This is a genomic window from Bradyrhizobium sp. CCBAU 11434, from assembly GCF_028128895.1.
Lineage (GTDB): Bacteria > Pseudomonadota > Alphaproteobacteria > Rhizobiales > Xanthobacteraceae > Bradyrhizobium > Bradyrhizobium zhengyangense.
The window spans coordinates 1-19,430 of the sequence record NZ_LBJX01000091.1; the positions used below are offsets into that span (position 1 = coordinate 1).

Annotated in this window: 15 protein-coding genes and 8 pseudogenes; 13 read left to right on the top strand and 10 right to left on the bottom strand. The window is 59.6% G+C overall.

Annotated elements, in window-relative coordinates; translation table 11 throughout:
- The 4 genes from XI06_RS22305 to XI06_RS22320 form a co-directional block, all read left to right on the top strand.
- Positions 1–231, top strand: a 231-nt coding sequence (locus tag XI06_RS22305) for a hypothetical protein (protein WP_271606530.1), incomplete at its 5' end; no start/stop codon positions are given.
- On the top strand, positions 203–412 hold the full coding sequence (locus XI06_RS22310) for a hypothetical protein (RefSeq protein WP_237874385.1): 210 nt from the start codon (positions 203–205) through the stop codon (positions 410–412). The genes XI06_RS22305 and XI06_RS22310, both read left to right, overlap by 29 nt.
- Before the next feature lie 1,110 nt (positions 413–1,522).
- Positions 1,523–1,672 (top strand): response regulator, encoded by a 150-nt coding sequence (locus XI06_RS43555; protein ID WP_333909358.1) that lies wholly within the window; start codon positions 1,523–1,525, stop codon positions 1,670–1,672.
- 627 nt (positions 1,673–2,299) lie between these two features.
- Positions 2,300–2,434 (top strand): hypothetical protein, encoded by a 135-nt coding sequence (locus tag XI06_RS22320; protein WP_271606531.1) that lies wholly within the window; start codon positions 2,300–2,302, stop codon positions 2,432–2,434.
- 515 nt (positions 2,435–2,949) lie between these two features.
- Here XI06_RS22320 and XI06_RS22330 read toward each other — a convergent pair.
- Both XI06_RS22330 and XI06_RS22335 read right to left on the bottom strand, forming a co-directional pair.
- A pseudogene (locus XI06_RS22330) lies at positions 2,950–3,111 on the bottom strand (transposase zinc-binding domain-containing protein); the annotation flags it as partial.
- Positions 3,112–3,123: 12 nt separating this feature from the next.
- A pseudogene (locus XI06_RS22335) lies at positions 3,124–3,997 on the bottom strand (tyrosine-type recombinase/integrase).
- A 396-nt stretch (positions 3,998–4,393) separates the two neighbouring features.
- On the opposite strand from XI06_RS22335, the pseudogene XI06_RS43940 reads away from it, so the two are divergent.
- Both XI06_RS43940 and XI06_RS22340 read left to right on the top strand, forming a co-directional pair.
- Positions 4,394–4,530: pseudogene (locus XI06_RS43940) on the top strand (IS5/IS1182 family transposase); the annotation flags it as partial.
- Positions 4,531–4,853: 323 nt separating this feature from the next.
- Positions 4,854–6,026 carry an MFS transporter gene (locus XI06_RS22340; protein WP_237874384.1) on the top strand — a complete coding sequence of 391 codons (1,173 nt, stop codon included), beginning with the start codon at positions 4,854–4,856 and terminating at the stop codon, positions 6,024–6,026.
- A gap of 257 nt (positions 6,027–6,283) precedes the next feature.
- Here XI06_RS22340 and XI06_RS22345 read toward each other — a convergent pair whose 3' ends face one another.
- On the bottom strand, positions 6,284–7,762 hold the full coding sequence (locus XI06_RS22345) for a SidA/IucD/PvdA family monooxygenase (protein ID WP_271606532.1): 1,479 nt from the start codon (positions 7,760–7,762) through the stop codon (positions 6,284–6,286).
- Between the two features lie 143 nt (positions 7,763–7,905).
- On the opposite strand from XI06_RS22345, the gene XI06_RS22350 reads away from it, so the two are divergent.
- Positions 7,906–8,985 carry a fatty acid desaturase family protein gene (locus tag XI06_RS22350; RefSeq protein ID WP_271606533.1) on the top strand — a complete coding sequence of 360 codons (1,080 nt, stop codon included), beginning with the start codon at positions 7,906–7,908 and terminating at the stop codon, positions 8,983–8,985.
- Positions 8,986–9,087: 102 nt separating this feature from the next.
- Here XI06_RS22350 and XI06_RS22355 read toward each other — a convergent pair.
- Positions 9,088–9,186 (bottom strand): annotated as a pseudogene (locus XI06_RS22355) (tyrosine-type recombinase/integrase); the annotation flags it as partial.
- Positions 9,187–9,817: 631 nt separating this feature from the next.
- On the opposite strand from XI06_RS22355, the gene XI06_RS22360 reads away from it, so the two are divergent.
- Both XI06_RS22360 and XI06_RS22365 read left to right on the top strand, forming a co-directional pair.
- On the top strand, positions 9,818–10,171 hold the full coding sequence (locus XI06_RS22360) for a transposase (protein WP_271606534.1): 354 nt from the start codon (positions 9,818–9,820) through the stop codon (positions 10,169–10,171).
- Positions 10,172–10,525: 354 nt separating this feature from the next.
- Positions 10,526–11,206, top strand: a complete 681-nt coding sequence (locus XI06_RS22365; protein WP_237874438.1) for a PEPxxWA-CTERM sorting domain-containing protein — start codon at positions 10,526–10,528, stop codon at positions 11,204–11,206.
- Positions 11,207–11,435: 229 nt separating this feature from the next.
- Here the strand turns inward: XI06_RS22365 and XI06_RS22370 are convergent.
- The 5 genes and pseudogenes from XI06_RS22370 to XI06_RS43950 form a co-directional block, all read right to left on the bottom strand.
- Positions 11,436–12,056: pseudogene (locus XI06_RS22370) on the bottom strand (transposase); the annotation flags it as partial.
- 226 nt (positions 12,057–12,282) lie between these two features.
- On the bottom strand, positions 12,283–12,930 hold the full coding sequence (locus tag XI06_RS22375) for a PEP-CTERM sorting domain-containing protein (RefSeq protein WP_271606535.1): 648 nt from the start codon (positions 12,928–12,930) through the stop codon (positions 12,283–12,285).
- Between the two features lie 91 nt (positions 12,931–13,021).
- The gene (locus XI06_RS22380; RefSeq protein WP_271606536.1) at positions 13,022–13,315 is read right to left on the bottom strand and encodes a hypothetical protein; all 294 of its coding nucleotides are present in this window, start codon (positions 13,313–13,315) and stop codon (positions 13,022–13,024) included.
- Positions 13,312–13,791: pseudogene (locus XI06_RS43945) on the bottom strand (transposase); the annotation flags it as partial. The gene XI06_RS22380 and the pseudogene XI06_RS43945, both read right to left, overlap by 4 nt.
- Before the next feature lie 11 nt (positions 13,792–13,802).
- Positions 13,803–14,100: pseudogene (locus tag XI06_RS43950) on the bottom strand (IS5/IS1182 family transposase); the annotation flags it as partial.
- A gap of 467 nt (positions 14,101–14,567) precedes the next feature.
- Here XI06_RS43950 and XI06_RS22390 point away from each other — a divergent pair.
- Together XI06_RS22390 and XI06_RS22395 are read left to right on the top strand one after the other, a co-directional pair.
- Positions 14,568–15,909: pseudogene (locus tag XI06_RS22390) on the top strand (IS5 family transposase).
- Positions 15,910–16,196: 287 nt separating this feature from the next.
- Positions 16,197–16,415 (top strand): hypothetical protein, encoded by a 219-nt coding sequence (locus XI06_RS22395; protein WP_237874418.1) that lies wholly within the window; start codon positions 16,197–16,199, stop codon positions 16,413–16,415.
- 1,089 nt (positions 16,416–17,504) lie between these two features.
- Here the strand turns inward: XI06_RS22395 and XI06_RS22400 are convergent.
- Positions 17,505–18,464: a helix-turn-helix transcriptional regulator gene (locus XI06_RS22400; RefSeq protein ID WP_271606537.1), complete on the bottom strand. Its 960-nt coding sequence runs from the start codon at positions 18,462–18,464 to the stop codon at positions 17,505–17,507.
- Positions 18,465–18,696: 232 nt separating this feature from the next.
- Here XI06_RS22400 and XI06_RS22405 point away from each other — a divergent pair, with 232 nt between their 5' ends.
- Together XI06_RS22405 and XI06_RS22410 are read left to right on the top strand one after the other, a co-directional pair.
- Positions 18,697–18,939 (top strand): hypothetical protein, encoded by a 243-nt coding sequence (locus XI06_RS22405; protein ID WP_271606538.1) that lies wholly within the window; start codon positions 18,697–18,699, stop codon positions 18,937–18,939.
- Between the two features lie 25 nt (positions 18,940–18,964).
- Positions 18,965–19,216 carry a GCG_CRPN prefix-to-repeats domain-containing protein gene (locus tag XI06_RS22410; RefSeq protein WP_442869468.1) on the top strand — a complete coding sequence of 84 codons (252 nt, stop codon included), beginning with the start codon at positions 18,965–18,967 and terminating at the stop codon, positions 19,214–19,216.
- Positions 19,217–19,430 lie beyond the last annotated feature (214 nt).

Below are 19,430 nucleotides of genomic sequence, written 5' to 3' on the forward strand. Positions count from 1 at the left end.
CGGAATCCCTGGCCGGCTTCAATCGGTACAGGCGGCCGGCTTCGCTCGGAATCCACGGCCGACTTCGTCGGAATGCGCATCCTCAACCCGGCGCTGGGGTCATTTCATTTCGGCTGTGGCGCCTGGCAACCATATCCGTTTAGGGATCTTTCATGCTTTGAGCTTGTCATGATTTACAGCAGTTATTTTGGGAGATTTCGACATGCTCAAGGAACGCGCAACGGCGAATGATCTCGCCCGCCTCATTACAGACAAGATCGGTGTTGCGGGCCTAAAAATCGCAATCCGGCCGGACCACGCATACGGCTGGGTGCCAACCGTTATCTCTGCGCCCGCCGATCCGATCGGATTTCAAAGACGAGCTGAAGAGATCGCGCACAGACTGAGAGTTCAATTCGATCTGGCGCAGTAGGGAATAACTGAGATGGAAAAGCCGCCCCGATCAGGAGCGGCTTTGTCGTAATGCGGTATCGGAGAAGCGTTAGGCGGCTGCGAACGCGCTGCCGTTCTGCCTGCGCCGATACGCCATGAAGCCGAGGCCGCAGAAGCCGAGGCCCATATGGAGGGCTCGGGGACGGCGGCGACAGCGTCGATTTCTGCTTGAGGGGAGCACTCGGGCGGAAACCCATGCGGAGAATAGGACTGCCACCCCTCCGTAGAAGGAGAAACGGCTATCACCTCGTCGATGGCGTATACATGGGAAGCGTTCCCCCTCCACCATACAGCAGTCCTTCCGAGGTCGGCGATCGCTGCTAGCCAATAATTGCCCGCGTCTAGTGTTCAGTTCGCGGAAACATCAACCGGCGTGCTTAGGCTCAGCGAGACGTGAGTGGAAAACAGAAATACCCCTGAGGTCACCCCGCTCGCGTCAGACATGACGCCAAGAGTAACACCTTGGCTGATCAATGGAGCGGGTGGCCCAGTGCCAATGTATGCGTGTATTTCCGTGATCATTTCAGCGCGGAAGGACGAAAATCCCACCGCGACTGATTGGGACTGTATCGGTGCCGTTGGATCATCGAAAACGATCCAACCTACATCGACCGAAGAAAATGGCCCCGTGATGGTGTTCAGAAGAACATCGGCGGAAGCTGGGGAATAAAGGAACAGCGATGAAAGTAGACCAACAAGAACTGAGCATTTGATTTTTCACGTCCAACCCCAAGCCCATTGCGACAAGAAAAGCCACGTTGCCGAAGAAGGCAACGCGATCACAGTTCTTACACTGAGTCGAACTCCGCAGAAGGACTGACCTTCAGGCAAGTCGGAAAAGCGGCTTGAGGGGCACAGAGGCAGAACGGCTTGCTGCCAGGTTTGCTAACAAACGGACCCGGGCACGTCGGTAGAGGCAGGGACTAGCGATGCCGCCGAAGCACGAGCACCGATCACCGCCCGGACCGTCCGGCCGGTCCGCATGCGCCGGCTCACGCTTGAAAGTGTGAATTTCTACCATTTGTTACGAACCATGGTTCCGTAGCTACCTAGTCCGGCCCAGGGTAGCTGCAGTGGGAGACTGCGATTCATGGAGCAAGTGCCAGTGGTGCTCATCGTCGAGGACGACGAACTGCTGCAGCGCATCGTCAAAGATGCCTTGTCGGAAGGCGCCTTTGACTTCATGACCTGTGTATCAGGCGAAGAAGCACTGACATCCCGACCTACAAGGCGTTGGTAACGGACATCAACCTCAAAGGTTGCATGTCCGGTTGGGAGCTCGCACGTCGCGCCCGTCAAACTGATGCTGACCTGGCTGTTGTTTACGTGACTGGCGCAGCCGCCGACGGGTGGCCGGCCGAAGGCGTGCCGGGAAGCATCCTGCTGCAGAAGCCCTTTGCTCCCGCACAATTGGGCACCGCCGTGTCTCAGCTGCTCAACAAGGGATCGTCGCCTACCTGAGACGAGGTCTTGCCTGCTGGTGTGTCAACCGGCGTCCAAACAATTTTGGACGCCGATCCCCCGGCTTAGGGGGTCAATATTGCAAGCCGAAACACATGCTGGTGGTCGAGCGAGGCGGGCCGGCGATGATGGCGCGCGTTGGGTGATGCGGGCGATCAATCGGGCACGTGCGGCTTGCCATTGGCGTGCACGATGCAAAGATCGATTGTTACGTGCTGGAGCTTCAGAATCGCCAGCGCCACCCCGCGGGCCTGTGGAACGCGGCGCTCAGGCTTGAACTCGCCTGTTAAGCAATTCCTTACCGGGCGCTGTCACGATAAGCGCATTGGCCGCGCGGTTCGCGGCAAGGCATTCTGAAAACGGTTTTAAACACGCCCAGTTGGCGGTCTTCTTCAGGAGAGGCCCAATGTTCAAGGGCTTCACGGTGGCAGTTGTGGCGCTGATTAGTACAGCGCAGCTGGATCAATACCTGACGAACGGTCGATACACCGACGCGGCCATGGCTATGCTGCGGCAAATCAGACACGCGTTTGGGTTTTGAGATCCGCTACGGTTTTGAGGCGCGTGATGGAAGGCATCTTATGGGCTGATCTCGACGCGGATGAGCAACGTGCCATTGCGATCTTGGGAGCCGGACTTTCTATCGAACTGTGTGACCCCGTTGCTCTCCTGACCCTAAGGCGGCTCGGTCTGATCGTAGGCTGCCATTTGACGGCTGCGGCACACAATCTGCGGAGAGAGTTTGTTCTAGGCGAACTCGCGACACGGCGATTGCGTGCCGTAGCTCTGCCTACGCACTTCGAAACCTAGCTCGTGTATGAAGGGCGAGGCCTTGGATGGGCCAGGGGCATGAGAGATGTCAAGAGCTGTCGAACCGATCGTGGAGGGCTATGTTTTCCTAAAAGACCGGAAAGCGCTTGATGAGCTTCGTATACAGCGCCGGAAGCTTCTCGAAGATCTCAATGCGTGCACCGGGATCGACTGTGCAAGTAGTATTCAGCAGATTGAGCAAGATATCGTAGCGATCGAGGCGGGGCAGGCGCCGTTGGATTGCACCTCGCAGCGCGTGACATGGCCGCCGAGAGGTGCCGTGCGGCAGCTCTCGATCGCCGACATCACCTTCAACTGGTCGAGGCTGACATGGCCCGCATGGGTCTGCCGCCATGCCGGACCACGGTTGCGGAAGATATCTGCAACCTCCAGAGCCGGACGAGACACGCCGGCCCCGCGTCAGCCGGGCGGCCGGGCCTGCTTCAGCTTGATCGCGATGTGCTCCAGCGGGCTCATGACGTCGCTGATCGTCTTGGTGGCGACGCGGGTATAGAGCGCGGTCATATCGAGCTTGGCGTGACCGAGCAGCACCTGGATCACGCGGACGTCGATGTTCTGCTCGAGCAGTTGGGTAGCGAAGCTGTGTCTCAGGGTGTGCAACGAGACGCGCTTGCTGATCTCCGCCATCTGGGCGGCGGCATGACAGGCGCGATTGAGCTGGCGTGTCGTCATCGGCTGGGCCGGATCGCGGCCCGGGAATAGCCAGCCCTGAGGGCGTGCTGCCTTCCACCAGGCGCGGAGCAGGTCGAGCAGGCTCGGCGACAGCATGACGTTGCGGTCCTTGCCGCCTTTGCCTTGCTCCACCCGGATGATCATGCGCTTGCTGTCGATGTCGGAGATCTTGAGCGAGACCACCTCGTTGGCGCGCAGGCCGGCGCCATAGGCCACGCTGAGAGCCGCCTTGTATTTGAGCCCGGTGCGGCATCGAGCAGCCGCGCCACTTCCTCCACGCTCAGCACCACCGGCAGCTTGCGCGGCTCGTGAATGAACTGGGTGTGCTCGACGATATCGTGGCGCTTCAAGGTGACTTTGAAAAAGAACCGCAACGTCGAGATGGCCTGGTTGATGTCGGCACGCCAACGCCGCTCGATGCCAGATACAGCTGATAACGACGCACATCCTCGAAGGTCGCCAGATCAGGCGATTGCCCGAGAAACACAGCGAAATGCTTGACCCGTTGAATGTAGTCATTTTGGGTCTTGGCTGCGAACTTCCGGATCGTCATATCTTCGATCATGCGCCGCCGCAAAGGGCTCATGGCCTCGTCGGTCATGGGGATGCTCCTGTCTTGGGTGAAGGTTGTGAACCCCTCATCTCAAGACAGGACGCCTCGTCGCGCTATCCTCTCAGCTGCGCTGCTGGCTGCCATGCCCTACCGCGCGAGCGGTTTAGTCCTTTGACCCTGAGCGGACCTAGACCACCGATCTGTTTCGTTTGCTTTGACCATTGCAGACCCGCTGTGGCGCCTCATGCTCGGGGCTGACTGTATTCGACGGTCAGCGCGAATGGCGCCGATCAGCGTACGAGCAATTGCGTAGGAGTCGCGCTCTGTTAGTTTTCCCTCCTGAAATCTCCTGATGGTCTCGACCGCAGTTCAATGCTAGGCACGGGGCGAGGACGCCTCAGCAGCATCGCAGCGCGAATACACCCTTGAGCGATCGGCGACCCTCAGCGCATTCTCAAGCTCGATCGTTGCGTTTACGAGGTCCAAACGGCGCGAGCGACGAGTTCAACCTCGCAGCCACCGCCCAGAAGCTTCGAAAGATGGCCAAGCAGATCCCGATGCCCATCCCGAAACCCGCATAGGGATCAGTAGAGCACTTCGCCACGTTGCGACCGAGCTGTTACAACGAAATACTGTCGGCCGTTTTCAACGAAATCAGTTAGAAGGCGACTGAGCAACGCAAGATGCTGGCGAAATTACGCATCCATGTCTGACTGAACCAGCGGCCGGAGCCGCAGGCAAAAATTAGCCGACGCATGCCGATAACAATCGTTTGGATTTTCATTCCGGTTAGCCCTTCACTTCGATTCTTGAGCTCGGAAACTTCTGGTCAAGCCGAACTCGCGGCTTGCTTCGAGAGAGCTTTGACGGGACACTGGCCGGACTTATCCGTCGGGAGGCCCCCTTGGAATCGAAATGGCGAATTCTAGCGATTCTTTTCACGGCGCGTTGCGTCATGGGCGTGCAGTTCGAAAGCGTCGGAGCGCTCGGCCCGCTGCTTCGTGCGGAGGGCCTCGATTATGCTCGGCTCGGCATCTTAGTCGGCGCCTACTTGGCGCCCAGCGTCCTGGTTGCGCTTCCTGGAGGTATGGCGATCCAAAAGCTCGGCGAGCGAACCACACTTCTGCTGTGCGCGGCGCTGATGGTCGCCGGCGCCGCTGTCGATTTGTCGAGTGACTGGAACGCGCGTCTGCTGGCCAGAATCATCGCGGGTGCAGGCGGCGTCGTATTTACGGTCGCTGGCACCAAGATGATCACTGACATGTTCGCAGGTCGGCAACTCGGCCTTGCGATGGCGGCTCTCGCCGGCTCCTGGCCGTGTGGGATTGCGCTGGCATTGATCTCGCTGCCGCCGATCGCGGACAAGTTCGGGCTGATCGGGGCATCGGTAGCGCTGGTAATCCTGACCCTGACGACGCTGATCCTGTTGTTCGCGCTGCCGAAGCAGACGCGACTTGGCGCGCCGTTGTCCGCGGCCTTCCCAAGTGCGGCCATCACAGCCGCGGTGGTGCTTGCAGGTTTGCTCGTTGGCACTGCCAATGCCACTTTCGCCAATGCGTTTGCGTTCGGCCCGTTGCTTCTGACCGAGAGGGGTTACACGGCCGAGATCGCCGCCTCTCACGTCAGCGTCGCGCTTTGGGTCACCATCGCCTCCATCCCAGTCGGCGGCGCGCTTGCGGTCCGGCGAGGCACTTGCATCTGGATCGCTGCCGCAGCTTTGCTGCTCGCGGCGCTCGGGATGGCAGCCGTTCCGGTGTCCGACCACGACGTTCTCATCTTCGCCGGACTGGGACTCGTGTCCGGCTTATCCGGAGCAAGTTTCGTCAGCCTGCCGTCATGGGTGCTTCCTGTCCAGACGCGCGCGGTCGGAATGGGAATCTACTTCTCGGCGTTCTACGGAAGCATGTTGGCGTTGCCGCCGATCGCGGGTTTCTTCGCGCACCGCGCCGGCGGTGCGGGCATCGCCTTCGACGTCGCTGCGGTGGCTCTTTTAATCGTCATGCCGCTGCTCGGGGGCTACGCCGCGCTGGTTTCCGCGCCCCGCTCGGCTGCGGCGGTCGAGGAGGGCGCGGCCTAAGGCAGCGAACCTCGTCGCCTCCTCTTCGCGCTCGGGATGGTGGTCTCTGTCCATGCGCTGGGTATCGTAGCCGGACTGGGTAATTGACAAGTCGCCGCGGGGCCGTCGGAATCCGGAGGCGGCGCAGCTCATCCGTGCCCTCTCACGAATCTCAAAAGGTCAGGTGCGAGCGCAACTTCACCGCCGCTGAGCGGTTCAAGTCCCCTGCGCAGGAACCTCCAGCATCTGCCGCCATCCGGCGAGACGGGGCAACCCGTCTAGCCCCGCATCTTCGCGAGCTTGGCGAGATAGATGTCCTTGAGCGCAATCGGCGACGCAGACAGCAGGATCATGCGGGTCTTGGTGTCGAGTAGGTCGAGATCCTTCAACGTGAGGGTCGCGTTTCTCTCGATGAAGGAGCCTTGGGCCTTCTGGAAGGTCTTCCAAACATCGTAGTCAGCATGACCACGCACGCGCAACATTTCCTTGTCGCTCTCGATTTCGGCGATCATAGCCTCTGGCTTGAGACGCCCTTCGTCGACAAGGCTGAAGTGACGGTGGAACCATAGCGACAGCAGGTAGGCCGATATCGTTATGCGGCCGGGCGAGATCGCCGCGTTCCAGAAGACGATGCGCGGCGCGGCCGGGTGGACCATGCTTCGGAATAGGAAGGCGGATTTCTGCTGGTCCAGCGAACGCTCGCCGTTGCTGTCGACCAGTACGACGGGGGCGTCCTTCGTTTGGACGAAACTAGTCCCACAAACGATCAGGTCGAACGTGTCGCGAACCGGCTCCTGACCGTCTGGAGCTCCACGTGTCGCAAGAAGCACTTGTTGTCCGTCGATCCTGGCAATCTCGCCGCGGTGGACCCGGGACCGGCGCAGGACGTCGATCTGCTCCCGCTTCCAGATAGCGCCATTGAAGCCGATGGCCAAGGGGTGCGACTCAGGAAAGGGCGACAGGAAGTGCCGGAAGAGCCGCAACGGCAGGAAGGCCGCGGCTGCGAGCGGGCGCAGGCGTCTGCTCTGGAAGAGCTTGAAGTAGAGGTAGAACCCCAGTCTCACGGCCAGGCTTCCGGCGGCGATCTTCTCGAAGTCGAAGCCCCACGTGTTACGGCGGAAGACCCATAGGTAGTTCTTATACGACCGGCTCTCAAGATAGTAGACGATGTCAGCGGCGGACTTGTTGCCGCCGAGAACCAGGATCCGGTCGCCCCGCCGCAAGGAATCGTTCAAGATGTCATCATTGAAGTCCGATGAGTGAACGATTCGTCCCCGGTAGGTCTCCTCGCCCTCGAATCGAGGCACGAAGCCTACGGTGGTGAATGTCGTATATACGACGAAGTCGCATTCGTGCGCGATCGTAGCGCCCGAGGTAGCGTTTCGTGCGGTGGCGATGATGGGCCTGTCGGATTCGTCCAGGCGGTACCGAATGTCGGTGACTTCGGTCTCGAACGAGGTGAGCTCGAGGAGCCCGAAGCGGCGCGCATAGCGATCGAGGTAGTCCGCGAAATCCTCCCGGGCGAATGGCTTGTCCTCGTCGAAGCCGGCCGGAGCCGGGAAATCGGGATAGAGGATGTTTCTCATTGGGCCGTGGCTGGCGAGGCCCGGATAGGACTTTTTCCGGTGCCAGGTGCCGCCGACCCCGTCTAGCCTCTCGAAGATGCGCACCTCGTAGCCAAGCGCGACGAGCGTCCTCGCCGCAGCGAGCCCCTGCACGCCCGCGCCAATGATCGCCACTCTCTTGCGCACCGTCATATGTAGGCCGGCGTCCTTGGGCGCGCCCCTCAGTTCCTTTCAGAGAGGTTGCGACGGATCGGTTGGATGATCAAGGATTCTAGTTAGAGTTGTCGGGGAAAAAGTGATAGATGATAAGGAGTTTAGGCAAGAGGATTTTCGAGATGACAGAAGGGTCGAGGGGGGCGGCGCCCAGCGCAACGCAGGACGACGCGTGCGTCCGCGAAATCCCCCGGTTTTTGACCAAGGAGGAGATGCGCAGCCTGTCCGAAGTCAGCTCCGGGAAGGTGCTGTCAGCGTTCGCGGCGGAGATGGCAATGGTCGGGGCAGCGATCTGGTTGAGCGAGGCAACGTGGTTCAATCCGCTGACCTACCTGTTAGCGTTGTTCGTGATCGGGTCCAGGATCGTGGGCATTGGCGGGCTGATGCATGAGGCGGCGCACTACCGCGTGGCGAAGAACCGGCTGCTCAACGACATCGTCGGCGAGATCATGGCGTTTCCGACAACCGCCTCCATGGCGGGATATCGAAACACTCACTTTGCCCATCACAGGGAACTCAACAGCGAGAGGGACCCGGACTGGACGCGCAACTTCGGCGTTGACGATTACGAATTTCCGGTGCCGCAGTATCTGTTCCTGCGGAGAGTCGCGCTTCATTTCGCGGGGCTGAAGACGAGGCAGTTCCTCGGAAGCTTCCACAACAATCCCCAGACCCGCCAGATACCTGTGTGGACGTCTCGGCTCCGGCTTCTGGCGTTCGGACTCTTGTTCGTCTCGGCGGTTGCCTTCGGCTTTTGGAAGGAGCTTCTGCTGTACTGGTTGGTCCCGTTGCTCACGACGTTCATGGGCGTGATCTACCTCAAGCGCGTTTCGGAGCACTATGGCGTGCGACACGAGAGCGTCCTGAACGAGACGCGGACCATCGTGGGACCATGGTGGCAGATTCTGGCGTTCGCCCCGTGGGGTCTGAACTACCACTTGGAGCACCATCTGTACCCCGGGATTACCTGCTTCAATCTCGGCAAGGCGCATCGGCTTTTGATGAACAACCCTGTCTATGCCGAGAATGCGAACGTGACCCGCGGGTACTGGGGCCTGGTGAAGGAGTTGGCGGCGGCGAAAGCGGGCGAACGCGACAAGGCGGAGGCGGCGCATCGTCTGCTTCGATCCCGGCAAGGCGCAATGGATATCGCTGGAGAAGCCGGTCTGCGTGAAGGAGCCGGCGCCGCCCACACGGGTTGATCGCGCCGGCGCAGCCGCCGCGAACCTAGCTGTAGCGACCTCAGCTTATGGCCCGAAGCCGTCAAGGGCAGAGCAGACGCACTCTGCGCTGCCCCACCGAAATCAGACGTCGACTTGTTCTGCTATCGCGATGGCGTCGTCGACCTCGATGCCGAGATACCGAACGGTGCTCTCGATCTTAGTATGCCCCAGAAGGAGCTGCTGACGAAAGCGAGCGTCGCAATCGACGGATCGAAGGTCAAGGCGGTCAACACGCGGGACAAGAACTTCACAAAGGGCAAGGTGGAGCGTCGTCGCCAGCGACTGGAGGAGAGCGTATCGCGCTATCTCGCACAGCTCGATACGGCAGATCTGCGGGAGCCATCTGAGACTCTCGCCGCGAAGACGGCGCATCTGAAGGGAAAGCTCACCAAGCTCAAGAGCGAGATGCACAAGCTCGAAGCCTACGAAGAGGCGATGCTGGCATCACAGATCAACAGATATCGCTGACCGATCCGACAGTCGGTCCATGGCACCGAGCGTCCGTGGCTCGGGCGTCGTTGGCTACAATGTGCAGGTTGCTGTAGATACCGAGCATCACCTTATCATCGCGCACGAAGTAACGAATAGCGGTTCAGATCGCGCTTAACGGGCAAAATGGGCAAACAGGCCAAGGCCGTGCTCGGCGTTGACAAGCTCGAGGCCGTGGCCGATCGAGGCTATTACACAGGTGAGGAGATCATGGCTTGCGCCGACGCTGATATCCTTATGACTCTACCGAGCCAAACACGACCGCATGGAGGCGAAGGGCAAGTTTGCATAGAACGACTTCGCATACCTGGCCAAGCAGGATGTGTATCGCTGCCCGGCTGGCGAGTTGCTGGCATATTGGCTGACGTCAGTGGATGGCGAACGCACCATTCGGCGCTACGTTACGAAAGCTTGGGGGAGTTGCCTACTGAAGGCGCGTTGCACCACGGCCAAAAATCGTGTGATCTCTCGTTGGGAGCATGAGAACGTCATGGAGGATGCCCAGAGGCGGCTCGATGCTGGTCCTCAGGCGAGGCGTCGCCGTTGCGAGACGGTCGAGCATCCGTTCGTCACACTGAAGATGCGCATGGGTGCGACGCACTTCTTGACGAAGCGCTTGCCGAAGGTCGCCACTGAGATGGCGCTGCACGTGCTCTCTACAATCTCACGCGCGTGATGAACATCATGGGTGCTGGTGCGCTGATCGCGGCGATTCAGGCATGAGGAGCATTGCTGTCGCGCGTGCCGCCAGCCTCATCATCGATCACAGCGGCTCGGGCAAGCCACTGGGCTGGCTTCCAGCGCTTCACCGGAAATTATGCCATTTCGGCGCAAATCCGGACCAGACGGAGCTGTTCAAAGCGGCGCCTCCCGCAATGAAATGTTTTCACGTGGCCAAGACCCGGAAGAGACATGCTCGAACGTCCAATCTTGCGGAACTGTCACATATTTTCGCAAATCGAGTCTTGACAGTTTATGCGCCCCTCCAGTTAAATTTAGTTTTTCGTAAGCATTAGATCGGGAGGTGATAATGAAACGACTTTGTCTCTCCGCCCTTGCAGTTGGTCTCATGGCAGGAGCTTCTGCCGCTCACGCCGGCAACAGCATCATCGACGTCACCACATCCTATTCAGACGCGCCGCCTGGTGTTGGGTTCGATTTACATTCACCTTTCAGCCCTTCGCCTGACACCAGCTACGTTTCGTTTACAAATAATGGCAACACGACATTTGTCGGGACGTTCGCCGATGTCGCCCATTCGGAGTTCAGCGGTGACTTCAGCGTGTTCTTTCCTGGTGTGGGACTTGCTCCCGGGCAAACCGTGTTCTTTGCCACGAGCCCTGAGTCTAGCAATCAAGGCGGATTTAACGGTCCGTTTGGCAGTTTCCAGCAGGGAATTACGCTGTTGATCATCGGAACTTTTAGCGATGGATTTAGCGCGAACTGGAACGTCAACGACGCGGACATCCATTCGGGCACCCTCAATGGGGGCGGCCTGACTGACGCATACGTCCTTCAGGGCGGCTGCCCGACCGGGTGCGACTACGGCGACGCGACCGAGGAGAGCCAGGTGAACGGCCATTTCCGCTTCCAGAACATCCAGGGCGCCGTGCCTGAGCCCTCGACCTGGGCTATGATGCTCCTCGGCTTCGCAGGCATCGGATTCATGGTCTATCGGCGAGAGCCCAAGCCGGCATCGACGGCCGCCTGATCAATGATTACCGGGTTTATTCGAGAGCCGCCTTTGGGCGGCTTTCTAGTTGGAGCAACATAGCATCGGTGAGTCAGTTCATGGCCGATTTTGTTGTATAAGTCGGGCTGTTGGCGGTGGATCGTTGGCTATTCGGCGATAAACGACCGGCGTTGATCCGCCGGTCCTGGCGCTCTTTACGCAACTCGAACGCTAGGCGACGCACATAGCCTGAGCAGGTGGTGGACGAGGCCGCCCCGTAGGCGGTATCCCCGACAAGCCGCTCAGGCTTGAGACCAAAGCGCTCCTCCGTCCGTTCGATCATGGTCTTTGCCGCGCCGGCCTCGGCCTCGCGAATGGCACGGGTAGCTTCGACATCGAGGATGATACCGAACGTCACGTCGATGAGATAATTGTCGGAGTAAGCGAAGAATGCCGCTCCCTTGTGAGCGCCGGTCCACTGCGCCGCAGGGCGAAACGAACTTCGGGATAACGTCGCTGGCCGCGCCCCACGCAGTATCGTCGAGGGTCGCCAGATACTCCTTCACCGCGCGGCTTGATCTCGCCGGATCGCGGTCCCTGCGCCAATCTTGACCTGCGATCGAGCGCTGCTTGTTGGCGTCGGCTGCACCTGCACTTCACGGCAGAGCAGCCGCTCCGAGCGGATCGCGAAGACATACCCCACGATCAGCATCCGGATCATCAGCTCTGGATCGATCGACGGGCGACCCATGGACGAATAGTGAGGAGCAAGTTCGCTGCGAAGCCACGACAGATCGAGAGCAGTGTCGACCTTCCGCACCAGATGATCTTCGGGAACCGCCTCGCTGAGATGAAACTCGTAGAACAGTTGACCTTGGTCACTCTTCAGACAGCCCGATCATGGATCGACCTCGTCGCGATTCGCGTCAACACAACGGAATCACGCTTGCCCCCTCGTCTCAACTGACTTTTGCAACAAAATCGGCCATGACCGGAAGTCGGTAAGCGCGGCGCCTTCCACCTCAACTCTTTCGATACGCGCCAATCCGAAAGGATCCGCACCAAAGAAAAAGCCGCCCGAAGACGGCTCCATCTTTCGCATTTTTGCGCGGATTTCAGACCGTGATCGCGCGGCGACGTGCCTGTTTGTAGCCAGCGAGACCGAGCCCCGCGAAGCCAATCAGCAACATGGCCCAAGTTGACGGCTCCGGAACCGCAGGAGCCACGCTGGGCAGCGTCGCGGTCCAGAAGCCCGCGGTCGGAAAACCGGCATCCGGGTTACCATTATTGAGCGCGTTAAACTGGTCGGCCACACTGTTCAGCGGATTGCCAAACGGACCAAACCGATTATCGACCGTGATCGACAAGAATGTGAGGAAGGGGTTATTGCTGTCCTGCCCAATCACCGCCAGACCCTGATCAGGGTCATGATAAATCAAGGCACCCGTGAGCGGATTAACAAAAGCAGCCGCATCAAGCCCGCCGCTGCTGACCACGAAGGTATCGAGAGAAAGACCGGGATAGGCCAACTGAATGTTCGTGATGTCGCTCTGTTGAATAACACCACTTTGAACATCAACGAGCGGAACTTGAAAAGAAGCTGTCGAAGGTTGACCGAGATTGAATCCGAAGCCTTGGCTCGTTGTAGTCCAATTATAGGTCACCATTGGATCAGCGTGTGCCGCTGAGCTGCAGAGAGAGCCTGCAACACCCAGAGCACTCAAGCCGGTCAGCGCGATAAGAAGTTTCTTCAAGACAACCATTCTTCTCCTCCCCTTCGACGATGACAGTCGCCTCATTCCAACCCAAAAAGTTCTCAATATCGTGACATCTTAAAAAAGAATTTACCCTGCCCTATTTAATTACGCAATGATAATCGACACATTCAATTGCCCTGACCGGCGGAGGTCTCTTCCGGGTCTTGGCCACGTGAAAACATTTCATTGCGGGGGGCGCCGCTTTGAACAGCTCCGTCTGGTCCGGATTTGCGCCGAAATGGCATAATTTCCGGTGAAGCGCTGGAAGCCAGCCCAGTGGCTTGCCCGAGCCGCTGTGATCGATGATGAGGCTGGCGGCACGCGCGACAGCAATGCTCCTCATGCCTGAATCGCCGCGATCAGCGCAACCAGCACCCATGATGTTCATCACGCGCGTGAGTTCATCACGCGCGTGAGATTGTAGAGAGCACGTGCAGCGCCATCTCAGTGGCGACCTTCGGCAAGCGCTTCGTCAAGAAGTGCGTCGCGCCCATGCGCATCTTCAGTGTGACGAACGGATGCTCGACCGTCTCGCAACGGCGACGCCTCGCCTGAGGATCAGCATCGAGCCGCCTCTGGGCATCCTCCATGACGTGCTCATGCTCCCAACGAGAGATCACACGATTTCTTGAGCTTGGTGAGCTTTTCCTTCAGATGCGCCGTCTTCGCGGCGAGAGTCTCAGATGGCTCCTGCAGATCTGCCGTGTCGAGCTGTGCGAGATAGCGCGATACGCTCTCCTCCAGTCGCTGGCGACGACGCTCCACCTTGCCCTTTGTGAAGTTCTTGTCCCGCGTGTTGACCGCCTTGAACTTCGATCCGTCGATGGCGACGCTCGCTTCCATCAGCAATCGCGTCCGCCGGCAAAGCTAAACGAACTTCGCGCACTGGCGATCGTCTTCTCGTCCGGCGAAGGCCGTTGTAGTAGCCAGATCACCTCGAGATTGCGTTTTGCCAAATAGCCGTAGATGTACAGCTTGAGCAGCACCGCTGGATGATAGCCGGGTCGCCCGGTCGCCGACGGTTCGATGTCGCCAAAAACCAATCCCATCGAGATCAAGTGCTTCGACAAACGCATCGACAACGCGAACAGGATTGCTCCCACCGACCCAATCATCTCGGCATTCCGGCAACAATGTCAATTGATCGCGATCCGCGCTTTCAATGAACCGTAGCATCGATCGTCTCCGAAAACCCCGAGACGATCTCTATCTGACTCGTCGGACTTCAGTTCAACGCTAAGTGCTGCGAATCCAACGGTTACCCGCGCAGACGTGGGCACATTGAGGGTTCTGGATCGGATCGCCAAAAAACTCCAAATTTGTGAAGCAGCGGATGGTGTGACTTAGATTGCAGCGACCCGGGCATCCGTTGCTCGGTCCTCCTTAGAGCCTGACTAAAAACCGAGCCGGGTCTTTGGAGGTGCAGCACCTTCTCAATACAACAGCCTGCCAACCTGAGCGCGGGCGTGTAGTTAGTCCTTCGTGAACAGCGGCAAAGCGACTGAGACAGAATCGCATTCGTCGTTGTGGACTGTTTTGGGATTGCAGGGTTTTGATGCTTTTGGCGCTGGAATCTTGGGATTTCATTTTCAGGATTCCGTCGAATCGCCACTCATGATTCCGTGCTCGCATCGGAGGTGGCGATGCGACCGAAGAAGCACAGGACGACGGGATCAAGCGATCTGTGCCGGGCTGGGCTGGACCAAATCATCAATATGAAGCCCGAGCTGGTTCAGCTCGCTGGCAAGGTCGACTGGGACTGGATCGATCGCGAGATCGCGCCGCTCTACAGCGAGAACGGTCGGCCGGGTATCGCGACCCGCTTCATGATCGGGCTGCTGCTGAAGCATATTTGCGGCCCGTCCGATGAGGGGGTCTGCGAGCGCTGGGTCCACGACCCGTATTTCCAGTACTTCACCAGCGAAGAGTTCTTTCAGCATGCGTTCCCGCACGAACGCTCGGACTTGAGCCACTGGCGCAAGCGGCTCGGCGACAAGCTGGAGCTGCTCTTGGTCGAGAGCTTGCGGGTGGCGCACGAGGCCGGCGCGTTGCGCAGCCCAGACCTTAAGCGGGTCACGGTCGATACCACCGAGCAGCCGAAGGCCATCACCTTCCCGACCGATGCCAAGCTGCTGCACGCGGCGATCAAGGGGCTCAACCGCCTGGCAAGGAAGCACGGGGTCAAGCTGCGGCAGTCCTATCTTCGCATTGCCAAGACCGCAGCGATGATGGCGGGGCGCTACGCCCACGCCAAGCAATTCAAGCGCCATCAGCGACAGTTGCGCATCCTGAAGAGCCGGCTCGGCCGGATCATCCGCGATATCCGCCGCAAGATCGAAGGTCAGACCGTGCTCGAGAACGCGTTCGCGCTCCCGCTCGGCCGGTCCTCCCAGATCCGCTCGCAGCAGCAGCGCCAGCGCGGCTGGAAGCTCTATTCCTTTCACGCCCCGGAGGTCGAGTGCATCGGCAAGGGCAAGGCAGCCGCTCCTTACGAGTTCGGGGTGAAGGCCTCCATCGTCACCAACAACCGCCGGGCTCCCGGTGGCCTGTTCGTGCTGCACGCCAGGGTGCTACCCGATAACCCGTACGACGGTCACACCTTGCGGGACGTCATCGACAGCACCGAGATACTCACCGGCTGTGCGATCCAGCGGGCCTATGTCGACAAGGGATACCGCGGCCATGACGCGCAGAACCCCGCACCGCGTCTTCATCTCCGGACAGAAGCGCGGCGTCTTCGGGGTCATCAAGCGCGAGCTGCGCCGCCGCTCTGCCATCGAACCCATCATCGGACACCTGGCCGATGGTCACCTCGGCCGCTGCTACCTCAACGGCCGCGCCGGCGATGCGGCCAACGTCATCCTCCCTGCCGTCGGTCATAACTTCCGCCGCATGCTCGCCTGGCTGAGGGTTCTTTGGTGCCTCTTCCTGGCCACCCTCATCGCGGATGTCAGCGGCCGCTCATCCCTACAATCGGCTTCTTAACGGACGACTGCTTACAGTCCTCCGCTTCTCTCCTGGATACCTTTTTAGAATACCGATCATGGTTCAAGACTCGTCAACGCTTTGCCAAGATGCCGCCTAGTTTCGTCGACACACCATCCAGAGATGCGCCCTGGAATTTCGATCCTCCCGTCGGCATGGTAGTAAGCCGCCTCCGGAGCTCCGGATACCTGTTAGCAATTGCAACATCGATGATTGTTGCTCGAGACAGATGGCACGGTATGCTCTTTCCTATTGCGCAAACTGATTGGCACCTGGGGAGCATTGCCGTGAGAAACGATACAGCTGTATTCGACGCTATTCGCCTCGACGCTGATCATGGAGAGAAGAACTGGGTCGGTCAAATGGGCACCCGCGAAGCGATAGCACGCGACCGTCTAGAGATTGACCCTGCATCGCTCGCCTATTGCCCTCACGAGTGGATCAACCACGAAGGCTACGTTGACATCGAATTGGTCCGCAAATACCCGTTGTTGGTTGCGCTCTGAGGCAACATGTCCCCGCCTCCCTCCGAAACGCTGGTTCGCCGGTTGCTGTTCCGCGCGGCTAAGCGTCGTCCGCGAGCTTTACTGCGGTCTTCGATACCGCACGCAACTGACACCGACCCAAATCGTGAACTCGCGCAGACCGAGCCGACTGCGATTTTGTTCTTCGTCTTTTTGTCCATCTTCATGCTTTTCTACGCGATTGTCGAGAAGATGCACGTGCGGTAGAGACAGCACCTGCAGCCCTTATTGCTGTGACAGAATAATAGGCAGTGGCTTACCTGTCCTGTGAACCAAACCACGGGAGACACGCACCAACGAAGAGATGACGGTGCTCGACGCACTATTTACGATCACATTCGCTTAAATCGTTCTAGCTCGCTCCTGGTCTTTGCAGACTACAAATTGCAACATTTTAGGTTGCCTAAGGAGTTTTGATATAGGTCGTTAACGTACTGGATGGTTTCGCATGAAGTGCAGCATTGGGTAGCGCCGCAGATCGAAAAATACTTTCATCATGTTTCGCGACTATCATATGCAAGTTGTTCCCAAGGGGATGGACACCTGGGGTCAGCTGGAGTGGCTTGTTCGTGGCCTGGAGAGCGAGCTGAAAAAATATTCAAACTAAAGATTGTTGCACACGGCGGTCCGGGCTCTTTTACGCTCGGTGTAAACATGACGAGCGACAACGCAGCTCCGCTTGGAGGTTGTCTTCGTTCATTCTTCGAGAGCTCAGCATAGAAATTCTCCGCTGCGCCTGTGCGGCGAATGCACTCCATCGAGCGCCAAGCCGTCGAATTTGTAGAGCTGCACTTCCTCGTCATGCTGGCGGGAGTGGTCTGAGAGATTATCGAAGGCCACCCACGTGCCTTGAAAAGGTGGGCCGCCAGACTTGGGGGCATATCGCTGGCGGCCCGTGCCGGATGGATTCAAATTCTGGTCTTGGGTTCACTCTTGGGGGGAAAGACCAGCTCGCCCGGCGCCTCAAGCGTAGCCCGCGCCTACCATGGACGGCTACGCGATCGTCGAATTAACCTCACTTTGTAGGGTTACTCGCCCGCCCATGGTGGAGTTGTGGGAGGCGCGATCCGATTACTTCCCCCGCGCTGCGGTCGGCGTCAGGCCGAACCTACGGCGAAAGCAGCGATTGAAATAAGACAGGTCGTTGAAGCCGCAGGCAAAGGCGATGTCGCTGATGCGCCCCTGCCGATGAGCGAGCAAGCCGGCCGCCTTGCGCAGCCGCAATTCGATCAAGCGCGTGGTGAAGCTGGCGCCGGCCTCGAACAACAGCTCGTTCACATAGCGCTCGGAGAGACCGGCAGAAGTGGCGAGCTTTTTTGGGGAAAAATCCGGCTCGTGGAATCGCACCTCGAGGATTGACAAGACGGCTTTCAGGCGCACCGCACGCAGGCCCCGGCGCCGTGCCGCGGCCGCGACGTCGCTGCGGGCGCCGAGGCCGATCGCGGCGAGATCGAGTAAGTGAGACGCGATCGCCATGCCAGCCTCGTCGGCGGCCGCGGGATGGCGAAGCAACAGGTCGCTGTAATCCATCACCAGCGACAGCGCGCCGCCGGGCTCGAGCTCGCAGCCGACGAGGTCATCGACGTCAGCGACCATCGCGCGCAGTGAATCGACCGGTAGATGCACATTAGTGAAGCGCTTCCGGCTGGCGCCGTCAGCGGCGAAGAACGGCTCGTCGAGCTTGAGCAACACCATCGCTCCCGGCCGCATGGTGAATTCGTGCCCGCGATGGATCACCTGCGAGGGACGATCGCCGCTGTTGCGCACGAGACAAAAGCGGTCGTCGCCGGTCTCGATCACCTGGCGTTTCTCGCGCCGCACCGTGACGAAGCTGCCGTCGCAGCGGCCGAGGAGGGTGGTGCCGATATGGATCGAGTTCATCGCGGCGCGAAACGGAACATCGGGGGCCGGGTCAAGCTCGCCAGTGTTGGAGAAATGCTCGAACAGCTCGGCGAAGCGGATGAAGCGCTGCCGGTCGGACAGATCCTTCGGCAACAGCTCGGTCGAGAGCGACTTCCTGACGACGGACATCGAGAACGACTTTTCTAAGAATGACTCTTCGAAATTCAAAAGGCGCGACACGCCGGGATCAATCAAGCTGCGCCGGTCAGTCCAAGCCGCGAAGTCGCGGGCGCCGGACAGTCCAAGACGGACCGCCCAGCCTTGTCCTATTCAAGCAGAGGATGCGACATCCCGCCACAGACAAATCGCGTCCGGGCAACTGGGCGGCCCCAGCCTGACGCCCGCTCGAGGAGAAATCGACATGCGAACCTCTATACCCCGCAGCCTCGTGCTCGGCGGCGCCATCGCAACCAGCTTCTTTATCGGCTACGCGCTCGGCGCGCAGCCGCATATGGATGAGGCCATCGCGATCCTGCAATCGGCCCGCGCCGAGCTTGCCAAGGCCGAGCCCAACAAGGGGGGCCACCGCGAACGGGCGCTCGGGCTGATCGACCAGACGATTGCCGAAGTGCGCGCCGGCATCGCTTTTGCTGCCACCCACTGACGCGACAAGATCCAGGAGCATACCCGTGATCCGGACCATCTTTGCCGCGGCAGTTGCGCTCGGTGCGATCATCAGCTCTGCCCAGGCGATGCCGCTGGCGCCGTACGTCGCGCAAGGCAGCGGCGATGTCATTACTGTCGCCGGCGGCTGCGGCGTCGGCTGGCATCGCGGCCCCTATGGCGGCTGCCTGAGAAACTACGCCAACCCCGCCGCGCATGCCTGTCCGCGCGGCTACCATATCGGGCCCGGCGGCGCCTGCCGTGGCAACGGCAAGTAAAAGCCGGCTACCCAGCCGCCTCGCCACACGGATCATGCCCGGGCTAGCCCGGGCATTTCTTTTGCCGACGGTGACCTAATTCGACCGCCCCCCGCGAGACGGCCCGTTCTTGTTGCTCTGTCGGATCAACTCCAGGGGCGCCACCCCGAGCGGGTTTGAAGCATCCCGTCAAAATTTCGAGGGCCCATGACCCATCACGAGGGAGCGAAACGGT